Origin of the sequence: Microbacterium sp. 16-032 (assembly GCF_041079455.1) — a bacterium.
Taxonomy (GTDB): domain Bacteria; phylum Actinomycetota; class Actinomycetes; order Actinomycetales; family Microbacteriaceae; genus Microbacterium; species Microbacterium testaceum_A.
Genome location: NZ_JBFYGQ010000003.1, coordinates 484,597 through 509,149, shown reverse-complemented (window position 1 = coordinate 509,149; position 24,553 = coordinate 484,597). Strand labels below are relative to the sequence as shown.

The window sequence follows — 24,553 nt, the reverse complement described above, 5'->3', positions numbered from 1 at the left end:
GACACCGCCGGACTTCCCTTAGTCGAAATGGCCACCCAAAGTTGGGTGGCCATTTCGCATTTACGGGCACAATCCCCCGGTGATCGACCCCGGTCGACCGCCCGGGGATTGGGTTTCAGCGCCGGTGCCCACACCACCCAGAGAAGGTGGTGTGGGCACCGGCGCTTCGCCGTACCCCGGCGTATCGATGGGGGCGACCCCGGGTCTACGCTGACGGCACCGAGAAGGGACGCCGTCATGCTCTACACACACCTGGGGGTCGAGCCCCGGATCCACCCGGATGCCACCATCGCCCCCACGGCGGTGATCAGCGGCGACGTGAGGATAGGCGCCGGATGCCAAGTTCTCCACGGTGCGGTGATCACGTCCGAGGGGAGCCCCGTCGTCCTCTGCGACGACTCCATCGTGATGGAGAACGCTCTCGTGCGCGCGAGCTCGGCGCACGCCGTTCACGTCGGTGCCCACACCCTGATCGGCCCGATGGCGAGCATCGCGGGCGCCGACATCGGCGAAGAGGTCTTTCTCGCGACCGGCACGCGCATCTTCAACGGCGCGGTGGTGGGCGATCGTAGCGAAGTGCGGATCAACGCCGTCGTGCACGTGCGAACCCTGCTGCCCCCGGACACCGTCGTCCCGATCGCCTGGGTGGCCGTGGGGGATCCCCTGCAGATCCTGCCTCCCGACCGGCACGAGGAGATCTGGGCCGCACAGAAGGAACTCGACTTCCCGGGTTACGTCTTCGCCTTGGATCGGCAGACGCCCGATCTCATGGTGCAGCTCACGGAACGCTACGGTCGAAGCTTGTCGCGGCACCGGACGGACCGACGCGTCGACCACGAGACCGTCGACATCACGAAAGACGCGCCGCCCCTCTGAGAGAGGAGCGGCGCGCCGTATCGGTCCTGAACGTCAGCCGGTGTTCTGCAGACCGGCGGCCACTCCGCTCACCGACAGCAGCAGGAGGCGCTGGTGTTCGGCATCCGGAGTCGGGTTGTCGGAGTCCGCATCCCGCAGCGCGCGCAGAGCCCGGAGCTGCAGAAGCGAGAGCGCGTCGACGTAGGGACTGCGCATCTTGACGGCGCGCTGGAGGATGGGCTTGTTGCCCAGCAGGTCGCCTCCGGTGATGCGCTCGACCCAGGATCGGGTGAGGAGCATCTCGTCCATCACGAGCTGCGCGAGGTCGTCGCGGTCGCCGAGGGCCAGGTAGCGGCGGGCAATGCGCTCGTCGGCCTTGGCGAGGCTCATGGCGACGTTGTCGATCATCGTGCGGAACAGCGGCCACTGCTCGTACGCGTCGCGCAGACGCTGCTCGTCGCCCACAGCGTCGAGGGCCGTGCCCAGACCGAACCAGCCGGCGAGGTTGATGCGCGCCTGCGTCCACGAGAACACCCACGGGATGGCGCGGAGGTCCTCGAGCGATTCGACCGACAGACCGCGTCGCGCGGGACGCGAACCGAGCGCCAGATGTCCGAGTTCTTCCATCGGGGTGACCGTGGCGAACCAGGGTGCGAAGCCCGGAGCCTTGACGAGGGCGAAGAACCGCTCGCGCGAAGCGACGTCCATCGTGCTCGCCACGTCGGCGAACGCCTCGGCGGCGCCACGATTACGACGTTCGATTGAGGGGGAGGATGCCGTGAGAACGGCGGCCGCCACCTGATCGATGTGACGCATGGCGATGTCCGCGTCGCCGTACCGAGCGAAGATGACCTCGCCCTGCTCGGTGAGCTTGAACCGGCCGTCCACCGAGTGGGGCGGCTGCGCGAGGATCGCGGAGTTGGCGGGCCCACCGCCGCGGCCCAGGGCCCCGCCGCGACCGTGGAACAGCGTCAGTTCGATGCCCTCGGCCTGGGCCCACGTGGAGATCTCGGCTTGGGCCTCGTAGAGGGCGAGGTTCGCCGCGACCGGGCCGACGTCCTTCGACGAGTCGGAGTAGCCGAGCATGACCTCGAGGCGGCGACCCGTGGCATCCAGTCGGCTCACGAACGAGGGGTGCGACACGATCTCGGCCAGGATGCCGGGAGCCGCCTGCAGGTCGGCGAAGGTCTCGAACAGCGGGATGACATCGAGCACCGGAAGCGTCTCGCCCGGGCCCATCGCGTACGAGGCGAGCTCGTGCACGTTGGCGAGGTCTTCGGCCGACTGTGTGAAGGAGACGATGTAGCGTCCGGCGGCGCGCGGTCCGAAGCGCTCCTGCACGTACGCGATCGAGCGGAAGACCTCGAGGACCTCGTCAGTCTGCTCGCTCCGGGCTCCGCCGGCGCGCAGCTCGTCGAGGACCTTGCGGTGCACGGCGGAGTGCTGACGCACCTCGAGCTCGGTCAGGTGGAAGCCGTAGGTCTCGACCTGCCACACGAGACGCTGCAGGGCGCCGTAGGCCTGACGAGCGGCACCCGCCGCCACCAGCGAATCCTGCACGGTGCGCAGGTCGGCGAGCAGGTGCTCGGGGTCGCGGTACGCGAGGTCGGCGTTGCGGGTACGGGTCGCCGCGATCTTGCGGGCGAGCAGCAGCAGGATCCGCCGGTGCGGCTCGTCGGGGGAGCGCTCGGCGATCTCGGCCGCAGCGTCCTCATCGGCGGCGCGCAAGCGGTGCCACAGCGCGACGAGAGCGTCGCTGGGCGGGGTACTCTCGGCATCCAAGGTCAAACCGCGCCCCACGCGCTGGGTCGTGCGCTCGAGCCCGAGGAGCACGTGCTCGCTCGCGATCGCCGCGGCCTTGCGGGTGACGGATGCCGTGACGAAGGGGTTTCCGTCACGGTCGCCGCCGACCCACGAGCCGACGCGCACGAACGGCTTGACGATCGGCGCGCGGGATCCGGCGTTCTCGCCCTGCAGGATGTCGTCGATGCGGCGGTAGACGCGCGGGACCGCGGTGTAGAGCGTCTCATCGAACACGGACATGACGGAGCGGACCTCGTCGACGGGCGACGGCTTCTCACGCCGTAGAGGGGCGGTGCGCCAGAGCGTGTCGATCTCTTCGAGCATGCGACGCTCGGCACGACGGCTCTCGGTGCCACCCGCGGAGGCGTCGTCGTGCTCCGACAGCAGCTCGGAAAGACGTCGGATGCTGGTCGATATCGCGCGGCGGCGGGCCTCGGTGGGGTGCGCGGTGAAGACCGGGTGGAAGCGGAGCGCCTGGAGGCGTGCGAGCGCCGTCTCTTCGCCGACCTCGCTCGAGAGCCGCTCGAAAGCGCTCGCGATCGTGTCGGGGGTGCCGCTGCGCGAGGGATGATCGCCACGCTCGCGCAGCACGCGGACGCGCTGGTGCTCCTCGACGAGGTTCACGAGATGGAAGTAGGCCGTGAAGGCCCGGGCCACCTCGTCCGCCCGCTCGATCGAGAAGCCGTCGGCGATCGCGGCCGCCCGTTCGAACGCCTCGGGCGTCTCGTCGGTGTAGGCCTGGATCGTCGCCGATCGCAGTCGCTCGACGTCGTCGTACAGTCCGGGGGAGCCGCTCTCCTGAAGGACGCGGCCCAGGAGCGATCCCAGCAGGCGCACATCGGCACGCATCTGTTCGGGGAGCTCCTGGCCGGCTTCGAAGCGGCCCACGAGGTCGATGGCCTCGGTCGGGGTCAGTTCACGCACACGCCCCAGATTATCGGCGTCGAGGGCGCACCGATTCACGTGTAACGGCATGCGACCGTCCGACGGGTCGAACACCGGACAATCTTCGGCCGCGCCCGGGTGTCACCGCAGTGATTCGGGGCGCGGGGGCTCGGCATCCCGAAATCTCCGTCTTACGGCACGGGCGGGCGCCGCGCGCCTCGGCGCGGGGGGATACTCGTGGCGAGCGGACCGCCGGGCCCGCCGAAGGAGGAACCGTGAGCGACGACCTGCGGGAGGCCGCCGACACCATGCGAACCGTGCGCGCGCGCTGCGCCTGGACGCGGACCATCGACCACCGCGACCTCGTGCCGTACCTCGTCGAAGAGAGTGCCGAGGTCATCGACGCCGTCGAGTCCGGGACGCGCGCCGACCTGCGCGAGGAGCTCGGCGACCTGCTCTGGCAGGTGCTGTTCCATGCCGAGATCGCCGCGGGCGATGCCGACGATCCCTTCGACATCGACGACGTGGCCCGGGGACTCACCGAGAAGATGGTGCGGCGGCATCCGCACGTGTTCGCGGATGCCGTGGCCACCACACCCGAAGAGGTGCTGGTGCACTGGAACGCGGCCAAGGCCGCCGAGAAGAGCACGCGCACCAGCGTGCTCGACGGGGTCAGCGACCACATGCCCGCTCTCGCGCTCGCGCAGAAGGTGATGGGGAAGGCCGCGCAGGTCGGTGTCTGCGCGCCGACGCATCACCTGGCCGACCCCGCGACCGAAGCGGAGCTCGGCGACGCGCTGCTGACCCTCGTGCATCTGGCGCGCTCGCGCGGCTGGGACGCCGAGCGCGCCCTGCGCGAACGCGTGCGCGACCTGCGGACCGAGGTGCGTGAGGCGGAGGCGGAGGCGGGCCCGCGATGACGGGCTCCGCGCGAGCGTACACGGTCCGGTGCGGCCGGAGCGGGTGATCTCGACCGCCGGCGGGCGACGCGCCGGACGACGGACCGCCCGCGCCGCTCTGGAAGAATGGGGCCGTGGCATCCGTGAACCCGCCGCGCGGCATGCGCGACTTCCTCCCCGCTGACAAGGCCCGTCGCGAGCGCGTGCTCGCCGTCATCCGCGAGCGTTACCGCGCCCACGGCTTCGACGAGATCGAGACCCCCGTCATGGAGGACTACGACCGCCTGCACGCCGGGATCGGCGGCGACAACGAGAAGCTGTCGTTCAGCATCCTCAAGCGGGGGATGGATGCCGAGGGCATCCGCAGCGCCGCCGACGACCCTGCCGCGCTGGCCGACCTGGGCCTGCGCTACGACCTCACCGTGCCCCTCGCCCGGTTCTACGCCACGCACCGCGCACAGCTTCCGACGGTGTTCCGCTCGATCCAGATCGCCCCGGTCTGGCGCGCCGAGCGCCCGCAGAAGGGGCGTTACCGCCAGTTCATGCAGTGCGACATCGACATCATCGGCGACGCCTCGGCGCGTGCCGAGGCCGAACTGATGACCGCGAGCCTCGATGTCCTCGACGCGCTGGGTCTCGAGGGCGGGTCGATCCGCGTCAACGACCGGCGCGCCCTCGACGCGATGCTCGACGTCTTCGGCTTCGCGCCCGATGAGCGCCCGGGTGTGCTCATCACGATCGACAAGCTCGACAAGGTCGGCCCCTCGGGGGTGGTGGAAGAGCTCCGCGGACGCGGGGTGAACGCCTCGGCCGTCGACGCCTTCGCCGCCTACCTGGAGCGGCCCGCGGCCGAGCCGTCGTTCGACGAGCCCGGCATCCGCGCGGCGCTGCCCGACGGCATCCCGGACGAGGTCGTCGCGCACCTCGTCGATCTCGGCGACACGGTGGCCGCCGCGCGCGGGGGAGCCGTTCCCCTGGTCTTCGACCCGTTCCTCGTGCGGGGCATGGGCTACTACACGGGCACGATCTTCGAGCTCGCCCACCCGAGCGTCGACTACTCGCTCGGCGGCGGCGGCCGGTACGACGGCATGATCGGGCGCTTCCTCGGCCAGCAGGTTCCGGCCGTGGGCTTCTCGATCGGGTTCGAGCGCATCGTCGACCTGCTGCCGGCCACCGACGCCGACGGCGAGCGCGCGATCGTCCTCGTCCACGATCGCGACGTGCCGTTTGCGCGACTGCTCGCGCTGAAGACGGCGCTCATCGCCGACGGCGCGCGCGTGCGCGTGGAGCAACGCGCGAAGAACATGAAAGCGCTGCTCGAGCGTTCCGCGGCGGACGGCTACGCCTCGTTCGCGAGCGTGAACGCCGACACGACCCCCGAGACCCTCGAGGTCAAACCGCTCGCCTGACGCCGACGGGAGGGGATGCCGGCCACCGCTGCCGTGCCCCGACCCACGGCGCGCGGGTCGGGGTCACGCCACCGCGCTGATGAGGGCTTCGGCAGGGTTCTCCGCGGCGAGGCGTTCCAGGCGAACCGCGGTCTCGGCATCGCGCGGAGAGAACCACACCACGCGCGAGCCCAGACCGTCGTCGATCCAGAGACTGGACATCTCGAGATGGAGTTCGCCCACGCGGGCGTGGACGAGGTGCTTGTTCGCGTTGCGTTCTCCTCCGACGTCGCCGAGCCGCCACAGTTCGGCGAAGCGCGGGGACTCCTCCTCGAGTTCGGCGACGAAACGCTGCCAGGAGGGTTCCTCGTGGTGGCGGCCGTACGCGGCGCGCAGGCGCGCGGCGATCCTCCGCTGGGCGTGGTCGAGGTCGACGTGCGAACGCTGCCACTCGGAATCGGTGAACAGCAGAACGGCGCAATTGCGTCGCTCGGCGGGCATCTCGTCGAGGTCGTCGAAGAGATACCGGTACGCGCGGTTGTAGGCGCGGATGTCGAAACGCGCGGTCTGGACCGCGGCCGGGTAGGGGAGGAGCTTCTCGAGCAGGTCGAGATGGGTGGCTCCGACGCACAGCCGCGCCTCGCGGTCGGGCACCGGCAGGTCGGCGAGGGCGAACAGGTGGTCTCGTTCGTCATCGCTCAGCCGGAGTGCTCGCGCGATCGCGGCGACGACCTGGGCGGAGGCCGCGATCGGACGCCCCTGCTCGAGCCAGGTGTACCAGGTCAGCCCCACCCCGGCGAGCTGTGCGACCTCTTCGCGGCGCAGGCCAGCGACGCGGCGTCGTATCCCCTCGGGAAGCCCCACGTCGGAGGGGCGGAGGCGCGCTCGTCTGCTGCGGAGGAACCCCGCGAATTCGGCGCGCACATCGTCGGATCGAGTCATGGCATCCCTCCGTCTCCGGCGATCATAGGACGCGCTTCCATCATCGCGACGTCGGAGGGGAGTGGTGCCACTACCAGGATGAGCGCACTCCTGGTACCAGGATGCGACGGCCCGCATGCTGGCACCATGACGACTTCCGCACACCCCGGCACCGGGACCGCTCCGGTGCCCATCCGCCCCGGCGCTTCCGCCGAGGTGCCCACGTGGCGCTACCTCGGATTCCTCCTGGGGCCCGGGGTGGGGACCTTCGCCTTCAACGCGGTGACCGTGATCCTGCCGACTCTCCGTGAGCGGTTCGGGGCGGGGGACGTCGCCCTCGAGCTCGTGATCGCGGGGTACGGCATCCCGTTCGCCGTGCTTCTCATCCTGGGCGGCCGACTGGGCGATCGCTTCGGGCGGCACCGTCTCTACGTCGTCGGGATGGGGCTCTTCCTCATCTCGGCGATCGCCTGCGCCCTCGCACCGTCGATCGAGACGCTCATCGCCGCCCGGATCGTGCAGGGAGTCGGAGCGGCGCTCTGCACACCCCAGGTGCTCGCGACGATCCAGGCGACATCGCAGGGCGCGGCGCGCACCCGCGCGATCGCCGCGTTCGGGGCGAGCGGCGGCATCGGCGCCGCCGTCGGCCAGGTCGCGGGAGGGGCACTGGCCGCCTTGTCTTTCGGGCCGGTCGAGGGATGGCGCGCGGTCTTCGTGGTCGTCGCGCTCGTCGCCGTCGCCGCGATCTCGCTCGCCCCTCTGGCACCGCGCTCCCGCGCGCACGAGGTCGTCGCGATCGACCTGGTGGGCACGGCGGCACTCGGCCTCGGCATCCTGGCTGTCTCGGTGGCGCTGACCTTCGGTCCGGTCTGGAACTGGTCGTGGCCCGTGGCGGTCGCGCTGGTCGTCGCGGCGGTGTCTCTGGGGGCGATGTGGATGCACCAGAACGCGATCGAACGCTCGGGCCGGGTTCCCCTGCTGCCGCCCAGCGTGCTGCGACTGCGGCCCCTGCAGCTGGGCCTGGCCGCCGCGGCGCTCTTCTTCGCCGGGTACTCGGCCCTGCTCTACGTCTTCCCGCGCGCGGTCGAGGCGGGAGGGCTGTCGTCACTCGAGGCCGGGATGGCTCTCTTGCCGTTCGCCGTCGTGTTCGCCGCGATGTCGCTGGCCGTCGCTCGCATCCAGGCCAAGATCGGGGACTCGACCCTCGTGCTCGGCGTCTCGATGCAGATCGTCGCGCTCGTCGCAATGGCGGTGACGCTCGTCTTCGGGTGGGGGCACGACATCGGCCTGTGGCTGCAGCCCGCTCTCGTCGTGCTCGGGGCGGGGCAGGCGCTCATCTTCTCGCCGCTCACCCAGCTCGTGGTGCGCGAGGTGCCCGTCGAGGCTGCCGGCCTGTCGGGCGGGATGTTCAGCACCGCGCAGCAGCTCGCCCTCTCGTTCGGTGTGATCGTCATCGGAGGAATCGTGACGCTCACCGGCGTCGCCGGCCGCACTGAGCTGCTCGCGGGGCTCGCCCTCGACATCGTGCTGGCGGTGGCCGTGCTCGCTCTCGCCGTGGCCCTGCGCGCGCGGAGCCGGTCGGCGGCGCGGTGAGTCGCGGCATCCCGTCTCGATGGTGTTCACGGGATGCCGGGAGCCCGACGTCTCCCCATCGTCACGGCGCGTCCACCGCTCGTTCACCGCGGGCGGGTGTCATCGGAGGATGCGAACGCGTCGACCGGTGACCCTGACCGCGGCGTCGGTCGTCGCGCTCGCCGGCGCCGGGGCCGTGGGGCTGCGGACCCTCATCTCCCGTCAGGCGGCGATCGCCCGGCGCCACATCGGCAAGCCCCTCGGCGAGCAGGCGCTCGACGCCGACCGCGTCTGGCGCCGCAAGAAGCACCCGGGCGAGCCGGTCGAGCTGCTCGTGCTCGGCGACTCGATCGCCGCGGGTCTCGGCGCGGGACACCGTCGAGACACGCTCGGCGCGCGGCTGGCGAAGGGCATCGCCCGTGAGGCCGGGCGCCCGGTGCGGTTGCGGACCGCCGCGGTGGTGGGTTCGGAGACCTCGGCCCTGGCCGGTCAGGTCGCCGCGCTCCCGGAGGGGTACCGGCCGGATGCCGCGGTCATCGTCGTGGGCGGGAACGACGTGACGCACCGCATACCGGCGTCGCGCTCGGCGGAGCAGCTGGAGCAGGTCGTGCGCGAGTTGCGCGGGCGCGGGATACCTGTCGTCGTCGGCACGTGTCCCGACCTCGGGACCCTCCGGGCGATTCCGCAGCCGCTGCGCGCTCTCGCGGCCCGCTCGTCGCGGCAGCTGGCGTCGGCGCAGGCCGCGGCGGTCCACCGTGCCGGAGGGCGGGTTGTGGCCCTCGCGCGGGCGGTCGGCCCGGTGTTCGCGGAGCGACCCGACGAGATGTTCAGCGTGGACCGGTTCCACCCCAGCGCACTCGGGTACCGGCGGACGGCGGATGCGCTGCTCCCGGCGCTGCTCGCGGCTCTCGAACCGGTGCGTCGGCCCGGCGCGCGCGCCGGTGATGTGCCGGACCGCGCGAGCGAGCAGAACTCCTGAATCGCTGATCGGGCGAGCACTTCCCGCGCCGGATTCCTGCGGCTCAGGCGCCACGCGCGCCGAAACCTCAGGAGTTCGGTCCGCCCCCGATCCCCGGCGGACGCATAGCTCGCGGTTCTACCGTTCTTCCACGCCTCCCCTCGATGTCTTCCTCAGCACCTGGCGCGCCGATCCGATCACGCTCGGCGTGCTCTTCGTGGCATCCGCGGTCTACCTCTCGGGCGTTCGACGCGTCCGCCGACGCGCAGAGACCTGGCCCGTACTGCGCACGATCGGCTTCTTCGCGCTCGGGCTGCTGCCCTACGCGGTGATCGAGCTCGGCTTCCTCGGGGTGTACTCATCAGAGCTGCGGTGGGCGTTCTCGACGCGCGTCGCCCTGCTCATCTTCGCGGTCCCCGCCGGTATCGCGGCCGGGCGCCCGCTCGACCTCGTCCCCTCGGGCATCCGCGAACGCTTCCTCGCGTCGAGGATCACGCGCGTCTTCGGCAACGCGATGGTCGCCACCGTCGTCATCGCCGCGGTCTTCTGCCTCTTCCTCACCCCGATCGCCGGCATCCTGCGCGTGAATCCGGTGGTCGAAGCCTCGCTCGGGATCGTCGTGCCCCTCGTCGGGCTCGCGATGGTGCTGCCGATGATGGCGCTCGGCGCGGTCCACACCGGCACCTTCATCGCGATCGAGTTCCTGCTCGCGTTCGTCGAGCTGCTGATCGACTCGGTGCCCGGTCTGCTGATGCGTCTGAACGACAACGTGCTGGATCTGATCCCGGATGCCACGCAGGCGGTGTCATGGTGGCCCTCGCTGCTGCACGACCAGCACCTCGCGGGCGACATGATCTGGTTCATCGCCGAGTTCGCCGACGTGCCGATCCTCGTGATCCTCATGGTCCGGTGGATGCGCAGCGACCGGGTCGAGGCCAAGGGCTTCGACGAGCTCTCGGACGAGGAGTACGACGAGATGACGCGCGCCCACCTGCGCGGAGAGCGTTGACCCGCCGCTCGCACGCCGACAGGCTGGGGGAGTGCGCACCCACGAAGACGTCGACGCGTTCCTGACCGAGACCCTCATCGGGGCCGACCCTGCGGGAGAGGCCGCGCTCGCCGCCCAACACCACGCCGGGCTCCCCGCGATCGAGGTGGCTCCGGTCAACGCGAAATTCCTGCACCTGCTCACGCGGATCGCCGGCGCGCGGCGAGTGCTCGAGGTCGGCACTCTCGGTGGGTACTCGACGATCTGGTTCGCCCGGGCCGTCGGCGAGACGGGACGGGTCGTCACCATCGAGGCGGAGCCGGCGAACGCCGAGATCGCCCGCGCCAACCTCGCGCGTGCGGGAGTCGCGGATCGCGTCGAGGTGCGCGTCGGCCGCGGAGCGGACGTGCTGCCGACCCTCGTCGACGAGGAGCCGTTCGACCTCGTCTTCATCGACGCCGACAAGGAATCGAACGAGACCTACCTCGACTGGGCCGCGCGCCTCGGCCGACCCGGCACGGTCGTGGTGGTCGACAACGTCGTGCGCGGGGGAGAGGTCGCCGACGCCGACACGCCCGACGGCAAGGTGCAGGGCGCTCGCCGCGGCATCCTGATGCTCGGCTCCGACCCCCGTTTCGACGCCACCGCCCTGCAGACCCTCGACCGGAAGGGGTGGGACGGGGTGGCGGTGGCGATCGTGGTGGATCCGACCGCGTCCTGACTCGGCCGCACGCCCGACGGACGGGGTCACTAGACTCGACCACGGACCGACGACGCTCCGCCCCCTCTCCACCCAAGAACCAACGAGGAGTCCTTCGTGGCACTTATCGAGGCTGTCAACGCGCGCGAGATCCTGGATTCGCGCGGTAACCCGACCGTCGAGGTGGAGGTGCTCCTCGACGACGGAATCGTCCAGCGGGCTGCCGTCCCTTCCGGCGCGTCCACCGGCGCGTTCGAGGCCTACGAGCTGCGCGACGGCGACAAGAGCCGCTACAGCGGCAAGGGCGTGCTGAAGGCCGTCGCCGCGGTCGTCGACGAGCTCGGCCCCGCCATCGAGGGCGTCGAGGCCAGCGAGCAGCGCATCATCGACGAGATCCTCATCGAGACCGACGGCACCGAGAACAAGTCGCGCACCGGCGCCAACGCCATCCTCGGCGTCTCGCTCGCCGTGGCCAAGGCCGCCGCGGACAGCGCCGACCTTCCCCTCTTCCGCTACCTCGGCGGACCCAACGCGCACCTGCTGCCCGTTCCGCTGTTCAACGTCATCAACGGTGGCGAGCACGCCGACAACGGCATCGACTTCCAGGAGTTCTTCCTGGCCCCCATCGGCGCCGAGACTTACGGCGAGTCGCTGCGCTGGGGCACCGAGGTCTACCACGTCCTCAAGGGCGAGCTGAAGTCGGCCGGCTACAACACCGGCCTGGGCGACGAGGGCGGCTTCGCCCCCGACCTGCCCAGCAACCGCGAGGGCCTCGACTTCCTCATCCGCGCGATCGAGAAGGCCGGGTTCACCCCCGGCACGGACATCGCCGTCGGCCTCGACGTCGCCGCCACCGAGTTCTACAAGGACGGCGTCTACACCGTCGAGGGCAAGGAGTGGAGCGTCGACACGCTCGTCGACTACTTCGCCGACCTCGTCGCGAACTTCCCGATCGTCACGATCGAGGACGCCCTCGCCGAGGACGACTGGGACGGCTGGAAGAAGCTGACGGATGCCATCGGCTCCAAGGTCCAGCTCGTCGGTGACGACCTGTTCGTCACCAACCCGAAGCGCCTGCAGCAGGGCATCGACCTCGGCGTCGCCAACTCGCTGCTGGTCAAGGTCAACCAGATCGGCACGCTGTCCGAGACGCTCGACGCGATCTCGCTGGCCACCCGCTCGGGCTACACCTCGATGCTGTCGCACCGCTCAGGCGAGACCGAGGACACCACCATCGCCGACCTCGCCGTCGCGGTCAACGCCGGCCAGATCAAGACCGGCGCCCCGGCACGTAGCGAGCGCGTCGCGAAGTACAACCAGCTGCTCCGCATCGAAGAAGACCTCGGCACCGCCGCGGTCTTTGCGGGCCGATCGGCGTTCCCCCGTTTCAAGGGCTGATCGACCGACCATCGAGGAGGGGGAGCCGCACGGTTCCCCCTCCTTCGTCGTTTTCGCTGGACGGATGCCGAGCACCCGGCGCGTCCCCAGGGGCCCCGGGCCGGCGACGTAGACTCACTCGTGGCCCGAATCCCGGGCGGGATGACGACGGAAGGGATGCCGTGGAGCGACCGACACTGCCGCCCCGCCGTCCCGCGGCATCCGAGGCTCCGACGTCGCGTTCCAAGGCGTCGAAGAGCTCGGCGAAGGCGCCCGCGCGTCCCGTGCGACAGCCCGTGCGCCCCTCGGCCGAGGAACGCCGCGTCGACGTGCGCGAGTGGCTCGGGCGGGTGCGCATCTCGGGCTTCGTCGTGATCATGCTGGGCCTGGTCGTGCTCGGGACCTTCGTGCTCGTCCCGACGGTAGGGACGTACATGGATCAGCGTCAGCAGATCCAAGCGTTGCGGAGCGCTGTGCAGCTGAGCCAGTCCGAGGTCGCCGACCTGCAGACCCAGCGCGATCGATGGTCGGACCCCGCGTACATCCGGACGCAGGCGCGCGAGCGGCTCGGGTACACCTTCCCCGGCGAGGTCGTCTACCTCATCGACAACGACCTCCCCGCCTCGGCGACACCGCAGGAGCAGGACGACGTCAGCGGAGACGTGGGGCAGACCCGTACCGACTGGATGGCGCAGCTCGTCCGCTCGGTCACCTCGTCGGGCGCCGCGCAGGTCGCCGTCCCCGACATCACGATCGGCGTCCCGGACCCGACTCCCGCGCCCGACGCCCCGGCCGGCTGAGCGGCCCGACGGAGTGTCGGAGACCCCGGGTACCCTGGAGTCGATGACTACCGCAACGCTTCCCCCCGCCTCCGACGCCGACCTGGCCGTTCTGCAGTCGCAGCTCGGCCGTGTACCGCGCGGCGTCGTGGGGATCGCCGCGCGCTGCGTGTGCGGCAATCCGACCGTGGTGGCGACCTCGCCGCGTCTCGACGACGGCAGCCCGTTCCCCACGTTCTACTACCTCACCCACCCCGCCGCGACGGCGGCGATGTCGGTGCTCGAGGCGGGGCACGTCATGAAGGAGTTCTCCGACGAGCTCGCCGAAGACGAAGAGCTGCAGCAGCAGTACCGCGCGGCCCACGAGGCGTACCTCCGCGACCGCGCAGCGTACGGCGAGCCCGAAGAGATCGCTGGCATCTCGGCCGGAGGCATGCCCACGCGCGTGAAGTGTTTGCACGCCCTGGCGGGGCACGCGCTCGCGGCCGGCCCCGGCGTCAATCCGATCGGCGACCGCGCCCTCGCGCGCGGCACCTGGTCGCCCGAGCGGTGCCAGTGCGAAAGCCCCGGGACCGGCGGATGAAGCGCGTCGTCGCCGTCGTGGCATCCGTTCTTCTCGTGACGGTGCTGAGCGGCGCGACGACCATGCCCGCGGCGGCCGTGCCGGTCCCGGCGTCGGTCAGTCCGCAGGCGCCCGCCAATCCTGTGCCCGAGGATCCGACCGACTCGGTCCGCGCGGGCGAGTACTGGCTCGACCAGTACGGCGTCCGAGAGGCATGGAAGACGACGCGCGGCGCGGGGCAGAAGATCGCCGTCATCGACACCGGGATCGGGCGCGGTCCCGCCGAGTTCAACGGAGCCGTCGCGGGTGGCACCGACGTCTCGGGCGTGGGGGCCGCCGACGGACGCACCCCCGTCGGTGCCGTCGACGCGAACCACGGCAGCTGGGTGGCCTCTCTCGCCGCGGCACGCGGCACCGGTAACGGTCGCGGCATGATCGGCGTGGCGCCCGAAGCCGAGCTGCTGTCCATCTCGGTCGGCTTCGGGGCTGCGAGCACCAAGCCCTTCACCGACCAGATCGCGGACGCCATCCGCTGGGCGGTCGACAACGGTGCGACGGTCATCAACATGTCGTTGACGACCAACACCCTCGACTGGGACACCAGCTGGGACACCGCTTTCGAGTACGCCTTCGACCACGACGTCGTGATCGTGGTCGCCGCGGGCAACAGGGGGAGCGGCACCGACCGCGTGGGCGCCCCCGCCACCATTCCGGGGGTGCTCGCCGTGGGAGGCGTCGACCCGACCGGCGCGGCGAGCAACGACGCGTCGACGCAGGGCATCACCATCGGGCTCTCCGCCCCGAGCGAGCGACTCATCGGCGTCTCGGCCGACGGCACCCTGGTGCAGTGGAACGGAACGAGTGGCGCCGCCCCGATCGTCGCCGGCATCGCCGCTCTCGTCCGCGCCGCGCATCCGGGAATGGATGCCGACAACGTCCTCAACCGCCTGATCCAGACGGCGAAGCCGGCCGCGGGCGCTTCCGCGCGACCCGACAAGCTCTACGGGTACGGTCTGGTGGATGCCGCGGCCGCCGTGTCGGCGCGGGTCGAGACCGTGTCGGAGAACCCGCTGGGCAGCCTCGAGGAATGGATCCGGCTGTACCGCCGGGCGGACGCGCAGCCGTCGCCCGAGCCGACCTCGACCCCGGTCGTCATCCCCCCGCTGCCGCCGATCGAAGCCGCGCCGGCGGCGAGCTCGCCCCTGCTGCCGTCTCGCGATAGCGTTCTTTACGGATCGTTGCCGCTCGGTGCTGCCACACTGGCCGCTATAATGATTGCGCTCGGTGTCACTGCTGCTGCCCGGCGAATCCGACAGGCGCGCGTCTCCCGCGAGCCGAGCCGCACCACAAACGAGGAGTCCCTCACATCGTGACCACTACCGTGCCCAGAATCCTCATCGTCGGTGGGGGCTATGCAGGTTTCTACACCGCCTGGAAGCTCGAGAAGCTCCTCGGCCGTAACGAAGCCGACGTCACGCTCGTTGACCCGCTGCCGTACATGACGTATCAGCCCTTCCTCCCCGAGGTCGCTGCGGGCGAGATCGAGCCGCGCCACGTCGTGGTGGGCCTTCGTCGCCACCTCAAGCGCACGACGGTCATCGCGGGCAAGATCACGGGCATCTCGCACGCGACCAAGACCGCGACGATCACGCCGATCGCCGGTGACGAGACCTTCGAGCAGAGCTACGACCACATCGTCGTGACCGCCGGTGCCGTCTCGCGCACCTTCCCGATCCCCGGCATCGCCGACAACGCGATCGGACTCAAGACGATCGAAGAGGCCGTCGCCATCCGCGACCGCCTCACGTCGAACTTCGACAAGGCGTCGGTGCTGCCGGCCGGCCCCGAGCGCGACCGTCTGCTGACCGTCGTGGTCGTCGGCGGCGGATTCGCCGGTATCGAGGTCTTCGCCGAGCTCCGCGCCTACGCGTCGTCGCTACTGAAGCAGTACCCGACCCTGTCGTTCGACGACACGCACTTCCACCTCATCGAGGCCATGGGGCGCATCATGCCCGAGGTCTCGCAGAAGACGAGCGAGTGGGTTCTCGCCGACCTCGCGAAGAAGGGTGCCTTCGTGCACCTCGACACGCAGGTCAAGGGTGCCGTCGACGGCATCGTCGAGCTCTCCACCGGTGAGAACCTCCCGACCGACCTGATCATCTGGACGGCCGGAGTCATGGCCAACCCCACGGTCGTCCGTGGCAGCGACCTCCCTGTCGAAGAGCGCGGTCGCATCCGCACCCGCCCCGACCTGCGCGTCGGAACCGACGACGAAATCGTCGAGGGTGCCTGGGCGGCCGGCGACGTTTCAGCGGTTCCCGACCTCTCGGGTGGCGGTGTCGGCGGTTTCTGCGTCCCCAACGCGCAGCACGCGGTGCGCCAGGGCAAGCTCATGGCCAAGAACCTCGTGGCCGTCCTTCGCGGCGAAGAGCCCAAGGAGTACAACCACAAGAACCTCGGTGCCGTCGCCGGCCTGGGCCTGTACAACGGTGCGTTCCAGTCGGGCAACATCGCTCTGACCGGTCTCATCGCGTGGTTCGCCCACCGTGGGTACCACGGCCTGGCCATGCCCACGTGGGAGCGCAAGTTCCGCGTGGTCGGCGACTGGATGCAGAACTTCTTCCACGGCCGCGAGGTCGTCAACCTCGAGGCCGTCCAGAAGCCGCGCGCCGCGTTCGAGGAGTTCGCAGCGCGTCCGCGTCCGGCAGCTCCCGCCGCCGAGGCCCCCGCGGCTCCGGCCGAGAAGAAGGTCGAGCCCGTCGCGGCCAAGTAAGCCCTCGTTCGAGACCCTCGCGCCCCTGGGTGCGGGGGTCTCGTCGTTTCCGGATGCCGCGGGGCCACTTTCGCCGCCCCGTCACGGGTGAGGCATTCCGCGCCGGGTTGCGGCGTCCGGGGTCCGCGTGTCGGGGTGGCTGTGCCGGGCGCGCGTGATCGGGGCGGTGCGGCGTCTCGTCGTGGCCCCGGGGCCACCTACGACGCCCCGAGGCCACTTTCTCCGCCCCATAACGGGTGCGGCACCCCGCGCGACCGGCGCGCGGCCGCCCCGCGATACGGTGGAGGCTCGGGCCCCCGTAGCCCAATGGCAGAGGCAGGCGACTTAAAATCGCTTCAGTGTGGGTTCGAGTCCCACCGGGGGTACCAGTGCTCCGTCTCGTGGACATCCCCTGGGAGTCCCCGGCCACTGCCGGTAACGCTGTGCGGCCCGCGGTTACACTGAAGGGCAATCTCTCGAACGGAGTGTGGGGACTTATGTGGGAGTGGCTCGTACCGGTCATCGTGATCGTCGGCATCCTGATCATCGCCGGCATCTACCTGTGGGCCACCTACAACGCCCTCGTCGCGCTGAACGTGCGTGTCGACGAGGCGTGGAGTGACATCACGGTCCAGCTCAAGCGACGCGCCGACCTGCTGCCCAACCTCATCGAGACGGTGAAGGGGTACGCGGCTCACGAGAAGGCCGTGTTCGAGAACGTCACGCGCGCCCGCGCCGAGACGCTCTCGGCGCAGAGCCCTGCCGAGGCCGGTGTCGCCGAGGGCCACATGCAGCAGGCGCTGAAGTCGCTGTTCGCGGTCGCCGAGGCGTACCCGCAGCTCCAGGCCAGCCAGAACTTCCTGCAGCTTCAGCACTCGATCGTCGACACCGAAGACAAGATCCAGGCGTCGCGCCGGTTCTACAACGGCGGAGTGCGCGAGCTGAACACCAAGATCAAGGTGTTCCCCAACAACCTCTTCGCCCGTCAGCTCGGCTTCTACGAGCGGGAGTTCTTCGAGGTCATCGACGGCGCCGCGATCGCCGAACCGCCCCGCGTGCAGTTCTGACGAATCGCGCCCCCTCCGCTTCGGCAGAAGGGGCGCGTTTCAGTTCGCGCGACCATCGGGGTGGTCATGCCGCTCGGCGCGCAGGGCCCCGGCCAGGTCATCGGTGGCATCACCCCACCGCGACACGGTGACGCGGTCCAGGCCTTGCCAGCGCGCTGCCGTGAGCAGCTCGGCGGCGACACGGTCGGCGGCATCCGGCGCAGCACCCTGCTCCCACCACGCGGACTGCACGCGCAGGGCGCCCGACGCGCGATCGGCCTTGAGGTCCACCCGGCCGACCACGTCGTCTCCGACGAGGACGGGCAGCGAGTAGTACCCGAACCGGCGCTGGGGGGCCGGTGTGTAGATCTCGATGCGGTAGTCGAAGTCGAACAGGCGCTCGGCGCGATCGCGGAACCACACGACCGGGTCGAACGGGGTGAGGATCGCCGCGGCATCCACTCTGCGGGGGCGCGCGGCGTCGCGGTGCAGCCACGCTTTGGCGGGGCGGCCGGCGATCGCCCAGCCCTCGACCTCGACGGGGATCAGCTCTCCGTCCTCGACGAGATCGTGGATCGCCGCCATCACCGCGGGACGATCGCGGACGCGCCAGTAATCGGCCAGGTCGGCGGCCGTCGCGACGCCGTAGGCCACAGCGGCGCGGCGCACCAGCTCGGCGATCGCCTCGGGACGGGGGACGGCGGTCTGCAGGGCCTCGGAGGGCAGGACGTCGGATGCCAGGGCGTAGCGCCGCTCGAAGCCGCGCCGCCCCGCGATGGCCACCTCTCCGAACAGCCACAGGCGTTCCAGGCCGTTCTTGACGTCGTCCCAGCCCCACCACGGCCCCCGCGACCCGCTGCGCGCATCGTGGTCGATCTCGGCCGGGCGCAGGGGGCCGCGGTCGGCGAGCTCGTCGCGGAGCCACTGCAGGAGGGGCTGATTGGCCTCGGCCCAGGCATCGTGCCCGTACTTCGCCCGCAGATCGTCGCGGCGGAACTGCAGGAGCGGCCAGTCGTCGACCGACACCAGCGAGGCGACGTGCGCCCACGACTCCACCCACGACGGACGCCGAGCGAAGGCCAGCTTGTCGAGCAGGGCCGTGTCGTAGGCGCCGAGGCGCGCGAACAGCGGCATGTAGTGCGAGCGCGAGAAGACGTTGACGGAGTCGATCTGGAGGATGCGCATGCGGTGCAGAGCGCTGGTGATCTGCCGGGTGCCGACGGTGCCGGGCCGGGGGCGGGCGAAGCCCTGGGCGGCCAAGGCGATGCGGCGGGCGTCGGCGCGACGGAGCGTCGTGGTCATGTCTGTCACCGTATCGGCCACCTCCGACATGCTCGGCGGTGCATGTCGGAGGGCGGCGGTAGGCTGACGGGATGAGCGGCACTGATCCCGAACCTCGCGGATCGTTCCTCGACGCCCTCAAGCGGCGCACGGTTTCAAGCGACCTGCAACCGCCGGTGCCCCCGGCGCTGCGGCAGGCCACGGCCTACGCCTGGCGCCTGCTCGTGATCGCGGCCGCCCTGGCCGTCGTGGTGTTCGTGGTCATCCAGCTGAAGCTGCTGGTCGTGCCGCTGCTCATCGCGATCCTCGTCACCGCGCTGGTGTGGCCGGCCTTCTCGTTCCTGCAGCGCCACCGGTGGCCGAAGTGGCTGGCCATCGTCGTCACGGTCCTCGGTACCATCGCCGTCATCTCGGGGTTGGTCTGGCTGGCCGTCTGGCAGATCACGCGAGAGTTCGGTTCGGTGCGTCAGCGCACCGTCGGAGCCGTCTCGCAGTTCCGCCAGTACCTCATCGACGGTCCGCTCCACCTGAGCGCCCAGCAGATCGATGACGGGCTCCGACAGGCGGGCACCTTCCTGCAGCAGCAGGCGGAGGTGCTCTGGACCGGCGCTCTGGCGATCGGCACCACGATCGGTCACGTCGGAACCGGCGTGCTCCTGACGCTGTTCATCCTCCTCTGCCTGCTCGCCGACGGTGCCGGCATCTGGCGCTGGACGACCCGGTTGTTCCCGCGCGTCGCGCGTCCCGCCGTCGACGGAGCCGGTCGCGCGGGGTGGCGCACCGTGAAGAGCTACGCGCGCACGCAGTTGCTCGTCGCCACGATCGACGCGATCGGTATCGGCCTGGGCGCCTTCCTGCTGGGCGTGCCGCTGTCGATCCCCATCGCCGTCCTGGTGTTCCTCGGCGCGTTCATCCCCTTCGTCGGCGCCGTCGCCACGGGAGCCCTCGCCGTCTTCATCGCGCTGGTCTACAACGGTCCGCTCATCGCCCTGTTCATGCTCATCGTCGTGTTGGCCGTGCAGCAGATCGAGAGCCACATCCTGCAGCCGATCCTCATGGGCTCCGCCGTGAAGGTGCACCCCCTCGCGGTCGTGCTCGTGGTGGCGGGCGGCGCGATGGTCGGCGGCATCGCCGGAGCGCTCTTCGCGGTGCCGCTCGCCGCATTCGTGAACGTCGTCGCCGTCTATCTGAGCACCAAGGCGTGGAAGCGCGACGGTGAGGTTTTGGCATCCCCGGATCTGATCTGGCGGACCGTCCCGCGCGAGCGCGGAAGGAGATCATGAACGACACTCCCACCCTGGCCGAGTTCGAAGATGCCGCGCAGAACTTGCGCGGCATCATCACGCGAACCCCGCTCGATGAGTCGCTGCACCTGACCGAGCTCCTTGGCGTGCCGGTGAGCCTCAAGCTCGAGAACCTCCAGCGCACCGGTTCGTTCAAGATCCGCGGCGCGACCTACCGCCTCTCGCGTCTCACGGCCGAGGAGCGCGCGCGCGGCGTCGTCGCGGCATCCGCGGGCAATCACGCTCAGGGCGTGGCCCTGGCCGCGCAGCAGCTCGGCATCGCGGCGACGATCTTCATGCCGTTGGGCGTGCCCGTGCCCAAGCTCCTCGCCACGCGAGGGTACGGCGCCGAGGTGATCCTCGAGGGTGCGACCGTCGAGACGCCGCTCCGCCTGGCCGCTGAGTTCGCCGAGCGCACGGGGGCCGTGCTGATCCACCCCTTCGACCACCGCGACATCGTCGTGGGTCAAGGGACGCTGGGCCTCGAGCTCGTCGAGGACATGCCCGACCTCGAGACGGTGATCGTCGGGATCGGCGGGGGAGGGCTCGCCGCGGGCGTCGCCGCCGCGGTGAAGGCCCGGGCGGCCGCCGAGGGGCGCGAGGTCCGCATCATCGGCGTGCAGGCGCACAACTCCGCCGCCTACCCCTCGTCGCTCGCCGCGGGATACCCCATGCAGGTCGAGACGACGCCGACGATCGCCGACGGCATCGCCGTCGCCCGTCCCGGTGACCTGCCCTTCGAACTGATCCGCCAATACGTCGACGAGGTCGTCACCGTGACCGAGGACGACATCGCTCGAGCGCTCCTCGTCCTCCTCGAGCGCGCCAAGCAGGTCGTCGAACCGGCGGGGGCCGTGGGTGTCGCAGCGATCCTGGCGGGCAAGGTGAAAGCGACCGGCCCGACCGTCACGATCCTCTCGGGGGGCAACATCGACCCCCTCCTGCTGCAACGGGTCGTGGCGCACGGGCTCTCGGCATCCGGTCGCTACATGTCCCTTCGCATTCCGCTGCCCGACCGCCCGGGCCAGCTCGCTCGGGTGTCCGAGCTGCTCGCCGGCGTGGGCGCCAACGTGATCGAGGTGCTGCATACGCGTCACGGTCAGGGACTGCAGATCAGCGAGGTGATCCTCCAGCTGAGCGTCGAGACGCGCGGTGAGGAGCACCGGGCTCTGGTCATCCAGACGCTCGAGGACGCCGGGTTCGTCGCGACCGTCGTCCCCAACTGACCCGAGAGCAGAAACGCCGCGAGCCGCCCCACCCGATGACGGGGGAGCGGCTCGCGGGCGACAGGCGGGTTACTGGCCCGAGTACGTCTCGACCTTGACGACCTCGACCGAGATCTCTTTGCCGTTGGGCGCGGTGTACGAGCCCTTGTCGCCCTCTTTGAGGCCCATGATGGCCGCGCCGAGGGGCGAGGCCTCGCTGTAGACGTCGAGCTCGGAGTTGGCCGCGATCTCGCGGTTGCCGAGGAGGAACTTCTCCTCGCCGCCCGCGACGATCGCGGTCACGACGGTGCCCGACTCGACGACGCCGTGGCTCTCGGGGGCTTCGCCGACCTTGGCGTCCTTGAGCAGCTGCTGCAGGGTACGGATGCGGGCCTCCTGCTTGCCCTGCTCGTCCTTGGCGGCGTGGTAGCCGCCGTTCTCTTTGAGGTCTCCCTCTTCGCGGGCGGCCTCGATGCGCTTGGCGATCTCTTCCCGGCCCGTCGTCGAGAGGTGCTCGAGTTCGTTATGAAGGCGGTCGTAGGCGTCTTGCGTGAGGAACGTCACCTGAGCGTCGTTGGACACGGGTACTCCTTCGTCGAGGCGCTGACGGCACGCGTGCGGCCGCCGGCGGGGGATATGTCGAACGCCCCGGCATCGAGCCGGGGCGCGTCGTGATTCCGCGAGTTTACGGCACCCAGCAGGCGTTGACAAAACCCGTGGTCGCCAGCGAGAGCGTCGGAATCGTCTCGGAGAAGGCGCGGGATGCGTCGTCGGACGCCGGGTACTGCACGACCCTCCAGCCCACGGTGCCGTGGTCTTCGTCGCGTGCCTCGAGGGCGCAGGCGACCGGCTTGCCGACGGGGGCGGTGATCTGGAAAGTCGCCGTGACGGACTTGTCGTCGGTGACGGTGAAGCCGGTGTCGGTGGCCGTGACCGAGGCGGCACTGCTGGCGAACGTGGTGTAGCCGAGATACCCGATGGCTCCGAGCGCGAGCACCGCGACGATCGACCAGCCGACGATGCGCCGTCGGGGCGACCGCGTGCGCCCGTAACGGTCATCGAGCAGGGCTTGCGTCGTCATGGTCTCCCCGGGCTTTAGGCTGGAGTACCAGGCTACGCGCTTCCGCCCGGACCGAAGGACTCCATGCACTCCGTGATCGTCGCTCTCGCGACCACACCCTCCCCGGTCGTCACCCCCGACGAGTCGATCGTGACGCCCGGGCCGCTCGGCTTCGCCGCGATCGCCTTCATCGGCGTCGCGGTCTTCCTCCTCGTGTGGGACATGCTGCGTCGCATCCGCCGTGGTCGGTACCGCGAAGAAGTGAATGCGGAGCTGGATGCCGAGGAGCAGGCGCGCGCCGCCGAGAACGCCAGCGCAGTCGACGACCAGGACATCGACCCGGCCGCTCCCCGCGACTGAGCGGTTGTCGGAGGCCCCGGCATCCGGCATCGCCATCCCCGTGTGACTCGCTGATGATCGTCGCCTCAGACCTTTCCGAGGCGACGCATCCTGGCGACTCGCGCGGGATGCGTGGCGCGATCAGCCGCCGTGGTACGCGGGGGCGAGCGAGATCAGCAGGCACGCCGTCCAGTGGCAGAGGAACGCCAGCACGGTGCACACGTGGAAGATCTCGTGGAACCCGAAGTGCCCCGGCCACGGGTTGGGCTTCTTGAGCGCGTAGACGATCGCGCCGGCCGTGTAGAGCAGTCCGCCGACGACGACCAGCACCATCATCGCGACGTTCGCCGCGAGCAGGTCGCCGAGGTACATCACGGCGGCCCACCCGAGCGCGAGGTACAGCGCGACGTACAGCCAGCGCGGAGCGTTGATCCAGAAGACCCGGAACAGGATGCCGAGGATCGCTCCACCCCACACGATCGACAGCAGCAGCGTGGTCTTGGGGGTCGGCAGGGCCAGGACGGCCAGGGGCGTGTACGTGCCGGCGATCAGCAGGAAGATGTTGGCGTGGTCGATGCGCTTGAGCACGGCCAGCGTCTTCGGCTTCCAGTGGAAGCGGTGGTAGAGCGCGGAGTTGCCGAACAGCAGCATCGACGTCACCATGAACACCGCCGCCGCCCACTTGGCGGGCGTGCCCTGGGCGAGGGCGATCAGGACGATGCCGGCGACGATCGCGACGGGGAACGTGCCCGCGTGGATCCAGCCGCGCCAGGTGGGCTTGAGGTCGGCCTGCGCGCCCAGAGCGCCCGCCTCCAAGAGGGGGAGCTGGGGCAGGTCGGGGCCGTCTGCGGGGGTCGAGCTCGTCACGCTTCGACCCTACGTCGGCCCCCATGCTCCGGGTGGTACATGGGCGATCCGCTCACCGTTCCCCCAGGAAGCGTCACCCGTTTCAGACCCGTGACGTCGCCCGTGACGCGGTAGCGTAGGCGGGTGGCGCGTATGCGGAAGAACGAGGGGCGAGGCCCCCTCTACCGTCTCTACATCTCGCGCCTTCGCCGTCGCATGCCGGCCACCGTGCCGCACCACGTCGCGATGATGATCGACGGCAACCGTCGGTGGGCGCGACAGCTCGGCTACGACAGCGCCGCACACGGTCACCGCGCGGGGGCGGCCAAGATGCACGAGTTTCTCCGCTGGTGCGACGACCTCGGCATCGAGGTGGTGTCGCTGTACCTGCTCTCGAACGACAACCTCGTCAAGCGCGACAGTCAGGAGCTGCAGGACCTGCTCGAGATCATCGCCGAGCTGGCCGCGGAGCTCTCGCACGAGCCAAACTGGCGGGTCAAGCACGTGGGCCGCGCCGAGGGCCTGCCGACGGAGCTCGCCGAGGTGTTGCACGAGGTCACCGAGCGCACGCGGGGGCACAAGGGTCTGCACGTCAATCTCGCCGTAGGGTACGGCGGTCGGAGCGAGATCGTGGATGCCGTGCGCTCGATCATCGCCAAGCACGATCAGTCGGGTGGATCCCTCGAAGAGCTCGCCGCGAGTCTCACCCCGGAGCAGATCGGCGAGCACCTGTACACGGGCGGCCAGGCCGATCCCGACCTCGTCATCCGCACCTCGGGCGAGCAGCGGCTCAGCGACTTCCTGCTCTGGCAGTCCGCGCACTCGGAGTTCTACTTCGTCGAGGCCCTCGGTCCCGACCTGCGCGAGGTGGACTTCCTGCGCGCGATCCGCGACTTCGCGGCGCGCGACCGACGCTTCGGGCAGTAACACTTGCCCCGCGCGGCGGCGCCGGCGCACGGCATCCGGTGAACTACTTCGCGGCCGCGAGCCGCGCGAACGCGCTGTTCACGAACTCGTCATATTCGCGGCGTGTTAACGACCCTCGAGGGTGTCG

23 protein-coding genes and 1 tRNA gene are annotated in these 24,553 nt (G+C 70.3%); 18 read left to right on the top strand and 6 right to left on the bottom strand.

The features are described 5' to 3' along the window. Positions 1 to 237: 237 nt before the first annotated feature. A complete protein-coding gene (locus tag AB6V31_RS08655) occupies positions 238 to 876 on the top strand; it encodes a gamma carbonic anhydrase family protein (protein WP_369365070.1) in 639 nt (212 codons plus the stop codon). 33 nt (positions 877 to 909) lie between these two features. Here AB6V31_RS08655 and AB6V31_RS08650 read toward each other — a convergent pair whose 3' ends face one another. Beyond that, on the bottom strand, positions 910 to 3,582 hold the full coding sequence (locus AB6V31_RS08650) for a phosphoenolpyruvate carboxylase (protein ID WP_074697092.1): 2,673 nt from the start codon (positions 3,580 to 3,582) through the stop codon (positions 910 to 912). A 269-nt stretch (positions 3,583 to 3,851) separates the two neighbouring features. Here AB6V31_RS08650 and AB6V31_RS08645 point away from each other — a divergent pair, with 269 nt between their 5' ends. Beyond that, entirely contained in the window at positions 3,852 to 4,463 is a 612-nt protein-coding gene (locus AB6V31_RS08645) for a MazG family protein (RefSeq protein WP_369365092.1), read from the top strand. Between the two features lie 140 nt (positions 4,464 to 4,603). Next, positions 4,604 to 5,851 (top strand): histidine--tRNA ligase, encoded by a 1,248-nt coding sequence (gene hisS, locus AB6V31_RS08640; RefSeq protein ID WP_218128185.1) that lies wholly within the window; start codon positions 4,604 to 4,606, stop codon positions 5,849 to 5,851. A 63-nt stretch (positions 5,852 to 5,914) separates the two neighbouring features. Here the strand turns inward: hisS and AB6V31_RS08635 are convergent, their stop codons facing one another. Continuing rightward, complete coding sequence (locus AB6V31_RS08635; protein ID WP_056229963.1) at positions 5,915 to 6,772, bottom strand: helix-turn-helix transcriptional regulator; 858 nt, start codon at positions 6,770 to 6,772, stop codon at positions 5,915 to 5,917. A 126-nt stretch (positions 6,773 to 6,898) separates the two neighbouring features. On the opposite strand from AB6V31_RS08635, the gene AB6V31_RS08630 reads away from it, so the two are divergent. The 11 genes from AB6V31_RS08630 (at position 6,899) to AB6V31_RS08580 (ending at position 17,506) form a co-directional block, all read left to right on the top strand. Next, positions 6,899 to 8,344 carry an MFS transporter gene (locus AB6V31_RS08630; protein WP_369365067.1) on the top strand — a complete coding sequence of 482 codons (1,446 nt, stop codon included), beginning with the start codon at positions 6,899 to 6,901 and terminating at the stop codon, positions 8,342 to 8,344. Positions 8,345 to 8,453: 109 nt separating this feature from the next. Continuing rightward, positions 8,454 to 9,302, top strand: coding sequence for an SGNH/GDSL hydrolase family protein (locus tag AB6V31_RS08625; protein ID WP_369365066.1), 849 nt, complete (start codon positions 8,454 to 8,456; stop codon positions 9,300 to 9,302). 196 nt (positions 9,303 to 9,498) lie between these two features. Beyond that, positions 9,499 to 10,290, top strand: coding sequence for a cytochrome c oxidase assembly protein (locus tag AB6V31_RS08620; RefSeq protein ID WP_369365064.1), 792 nt, complete (start codon positions 9,499 to 9,501; stop codon positions 10,288 to 10,290). 31 nt (positions 10,291 to 10,321) lie between these two features. Continuing rightward, the gene (locus AB6V31_RS08615; RefSeq protein WP_369365062.1) at positions 10,322 to 10,990 is read left to right on the top strand and encodes an O-methyltransferase; all 669 of its coding nucleotides are present in this window, start codon (positions 10,322 to 10,324) and stop codon (positions 10,988 to 10,990) included. Positions 10,991 to 11,086: 96 nt separating this feature from the next. Beyond that, positions 11,087 to 12,367: a phosphopyruvate hydratase gene (gene eno / locus AB6V31_RS08610; protein ID WP_144785515.1), complete on the top strand. Its 1,281-nt coding sequence runs from the start codon at positions 11,087 to 11,089 to the stop codon at positions 12,365 to 12,367. A gap of 161 nt (positions 12,368 to 12,528) precedes the next feature. Next, a complete protein-coding gene (locus AB6V31_RS08605; protein WP_268104264.1) occupies positions 12,529 to 13,146 on the top strand; it encodes a septum formation initiator family protein in 618 nt (205 codons plus the stop codon). 43 nt (positions 13,147 to 13,189) lie between these two features. Next, positions 13,190 to 13,708: a DUF501 domain-containing protein gene (locus AB6V31_RS08600; RefSeq protein ID WP_056230150.1), complete on the top strand. Its 519-nt coding sequence runs from the start codon at positions 13,190 to 13,192 to the stop codon at positions 13,706 to 13,708. After that, complete coding sequence (locus AB6V31_RS08595) at positions 13,705 to 15,060, top strand: S8 family serine peptidase (RefSeq protein WP_369365060.1); 1,356 nt, start codon at positions 13,705 to 13,707, stop codon at positions 15,058 to 15,060. The genes AB6V31_RS08600 and AB6V31_RS08595 overlap by 4 nt, the downstream gene beginning before the upstream one ends. Further along, the gene (locus tag AB6V31_RS08590; protein ID WP_268104261.1) at positions 15,057 to 16,460 is read left to right on the top strand and encodes an NAD(P)/FAD-dependent oxidoreductase; all 1,404 of its coding nucleotides are present in this window, start codon (positions 15,057 to 15,059) and stop codon (positions 16,458 to 16,460) included. Before AB6V31_RS08595 ends, AB6V31_RS08590 begins: the two co-directional genes overlap by 4 nt. 292 nt (positions 16,461 to 16,752) lie before the next feature. Then, positions 16,753 to 16,828: transfer RNA gene (locus AB6V31_RS08585), tRNA-Leu, on the top strand. Between the two features lie 108 nt (positions 16,829 to 16,936). After that, on the top strand, positions 16,937 to 17,506 hold the full coding sequence (locus AB6V31_RS08580) for a LemA family protein (protein WP_369365090.1): 570 nt from the start codon (positions 16,937 to 16,939) through the stop codon (positions 17,504 to 17,506). Positions 17,507 to 17,545: 39 nt separating this feature from the next. Here the strand turns inward: AB6V31_RS08580 and AB6V31_RS08575 are convergent, their stop codons facing one another. Further along, complete coding sequence (locus AB6V31_RS08575; RefSeq protein ID WP_369365058.1) at positions 17,546 to 18,787, bottom strand: winged helix-turn-helix domain-containing protein; 1,242 nt, start codon at positions 18,785 to 18,787, stop codon at positions 17,546 to 17,548. Positions 18,788 to 18,858: 71 nt separating this feature from the next. On the opposite strand from AB6V31_RS08575, the gene AB6V31_RS08570 reads away from it, so the two are divergent. Together AB6V31_RS08570 and ilvA are read left to right on the top strand one after the other, a co-directional pair. Next, positions 18,859 to 20,049 (top strand): AI-2E family transporter, encoded by a 1,191-nt coding sequence (locus AB6V31_RS08570; protein ID WP_268104258.1) that lies wholly within the window; start codon positions 18,859 to 18,861, stop codon positions 20,047 to 20,049. Continuing rightward, on the top strand, positions 20,046 to 21,275 hold the full coding sequence (gene ilvA / locus AB6V31_RS08565; protein ID WP_056229997.1) for a threonine ammonia-lyase: 1,230 nt from the start codon (positions 20,046 to 20,048) through the stop codon (positions 21,273 to 21,275). The genes AB6V31_RS08570 and ilvA overlap by 4 nt, the downstream gene beginning before the upstream one ends. Before the next feature lie 69 nt (positions 21,276 to 21,344). On the opposite strand, the gene greA is transcribed toward ilvA, so the two are convergent. Together greA and AB6V31_RS08555 are read right to left on the bottom strand one after the other, a co-directional pair. Continuing rightward, positions 21,345 to 21,836, bottom strand: coding sequence for a transcription elongation factor GreA (gene greA / locus AB6V31_RS08560; protein ID WP_056230000.1), 492 nt, complete (start codon positions 21,834 to 21,836; stop codon positions 21,345 to 21,347). Between the two features lie 103 nt (positions 21,837 to 21,939). Continuing rightward, positions 21,940 to 22,335, bottom strand: coding sequence for a DUF4307 domain-containing protein (locus tag AB6V31_RS08555; protein WP_268104256.1), 396 nt, complete (start codon positions 22,333 to 22,335; stop codon positions 21,940 to 21,942). A gap of 63 nt (positions 22,336 to 22,398) precedes the next feature. On the opposite strand from AB6V31_RS08555, the gene AB6V31_RS08550 reads away from it, so the two are divergent. Next, positions 22,399 to 22,674, top strand: coding sequence for a hypothetical protein (locus tag AB6V31_RS08550; protein ID WP_056230009.1), 276 nt, complete (start codon positions 22,399 to 22,401; stop codon positions 22,672 to 22,674). A gap of 120 nt (positions 22,675 to 22,794) precedes the next feature. Here AB6V31_RS08550 and AB6V31_RS08545 read toward each other — a convergent pair whose 3' ends face one another. Further along, positions 22,795 to 23,520, bottom strand: a complete 726-nt coding sequence (locus AB6V31_RS08545; RefSeq protein ID WP_369365055.1) for a hemolysin III family protein — start codon at positions 23,518 to 23,520, stop codon at positions 22,795 to 22,797. Positions 23,521 to 23,652: 132 nt separating this feature from the next. Between AB6V31_RS08545 and AB6V31_RS08540 the strand changes: the two genes are divergently transcribed. Continuing rightward, a complete protein-coding gene (locus tag AB6V31_RS08540) occupies positions 23,653 to 24,426 on the top strand; it encodes an isoprenyl transferase (RefSeq protein WP_056230016.1) in 774 nt (257 codons plus the stop codon). Positions 24,427 to 24,553: the final 127 nt, after the last annotated feature.

Excerpts from the sequence above, each read along its gene's own strand:
- AB6V31_RS08645 (WP_369365092.1), top strand. The coding sequence starts at position 3,852 with ATGCGAACCGTGCGCGCGCGCTGCGCCTGGACGCGGACCATCGACCAC.
- AB6V31_RS08625 (WP_369365066.1), top strand. The coding sequence starts at position 8,454 with ATGCGAACGCGTCGACCGGTGACCCTGACCGCGGCGTCGGTCGTCGCG.
- AB6V31_RS08570 (WP_268104258.1), top strand. The coding sequence starts at position 18,859 with ATGAGCGGCACTGATCCCGAACCTCGCGGATCGTTCCTCGACGCCCTC.
- AB6V31_RS08595 (WP_369365060.1), top strand. The coding sequence starts at position 13,705 with ATGAAGCGCGTCGTCGCCGTCGTGGCATCCGTTCTTCTCGTGACGGTG.
- AB6V31_RS08655 (WP_369365070.1), top strand. The coding sequence starts at position 238 with ATGCTCTACACACACCTGGGGGTCGAGCCCCGGATCCACCCGGATGCC.
- AB6V31_RS08540 (WP_056230016.1), top strand. The coding sequence starts at position 23,653 with ATGCGGAAGAACGAGGGGCGAGGCCCCCTCTACCGTCTCTACATCTCG.
- AB6V31_RS08600 (WP_056230150.1), top strand. The coding sequence starts at position 13,190 with ATGACTACCGCAACGCTTCCCCCCGCCTCCGACGCCGACCTGGCCGTT.
- AB6V31_RS08630 (WP_369365067.1), top strand. The coding sequence starts at position 6,899 with ATGACGACTTCCGCACACCCCGGCACCGGGACCGCTCCGGTGCCCATC.
- ilvA (WP_056229997.1), top strand. The coding sequence starts at position 20,046 with ATGAACGACACTCCCACCCTGGCCGAGTTCGAAGATGCCGCGCAGAAC.
- AB6V31_RS08580 (WP_369365090.1), top strand. The coding sequence starts at position 16,937 with ATGTGGGAGTGGCTCGTACCGGTCATCGTGATCGTCGGCATCCTGATC.
- hisS (WP_218128185.1), top strand. The coding sequence starts at position 4,604 with ATGCGCGACTTCCTCCCCGCTGACAAGGCCCGTCGCGAGCGCGTGCTC.
- AB6V31_RS08555 (WP_268104256.1), bottom strand. The coding sequence starts at position 22,335 with ATGACGACGCAAGCCCTGCTCGATGACCGTTACGGGCGCACGCGGTCG.
- AB6V31_RS08635 (WP_056229963.1), bottom strand. The coding sequence starts at position 6,772 with ATGACTCGATCCGACGATGTGCGCGCCGAATTCGCGGGGTTCCTCCGC.
- AB6V31_RS08575 (WP_369365058.1), bottom strand. The coding sequence starts at position 18,787 with ATGACCACGACGCTCCGTCGCGCCGACGCCCGCCGCATCGCCTTGGCC.
- AB6V31_RS08550 (WP_056230009.1), top strand. The coding sequence starts at position 22,399 with ATGCACTCCGTGATCGTCGCTCTCGCGACCACACCCTCCCCGGTCGTC.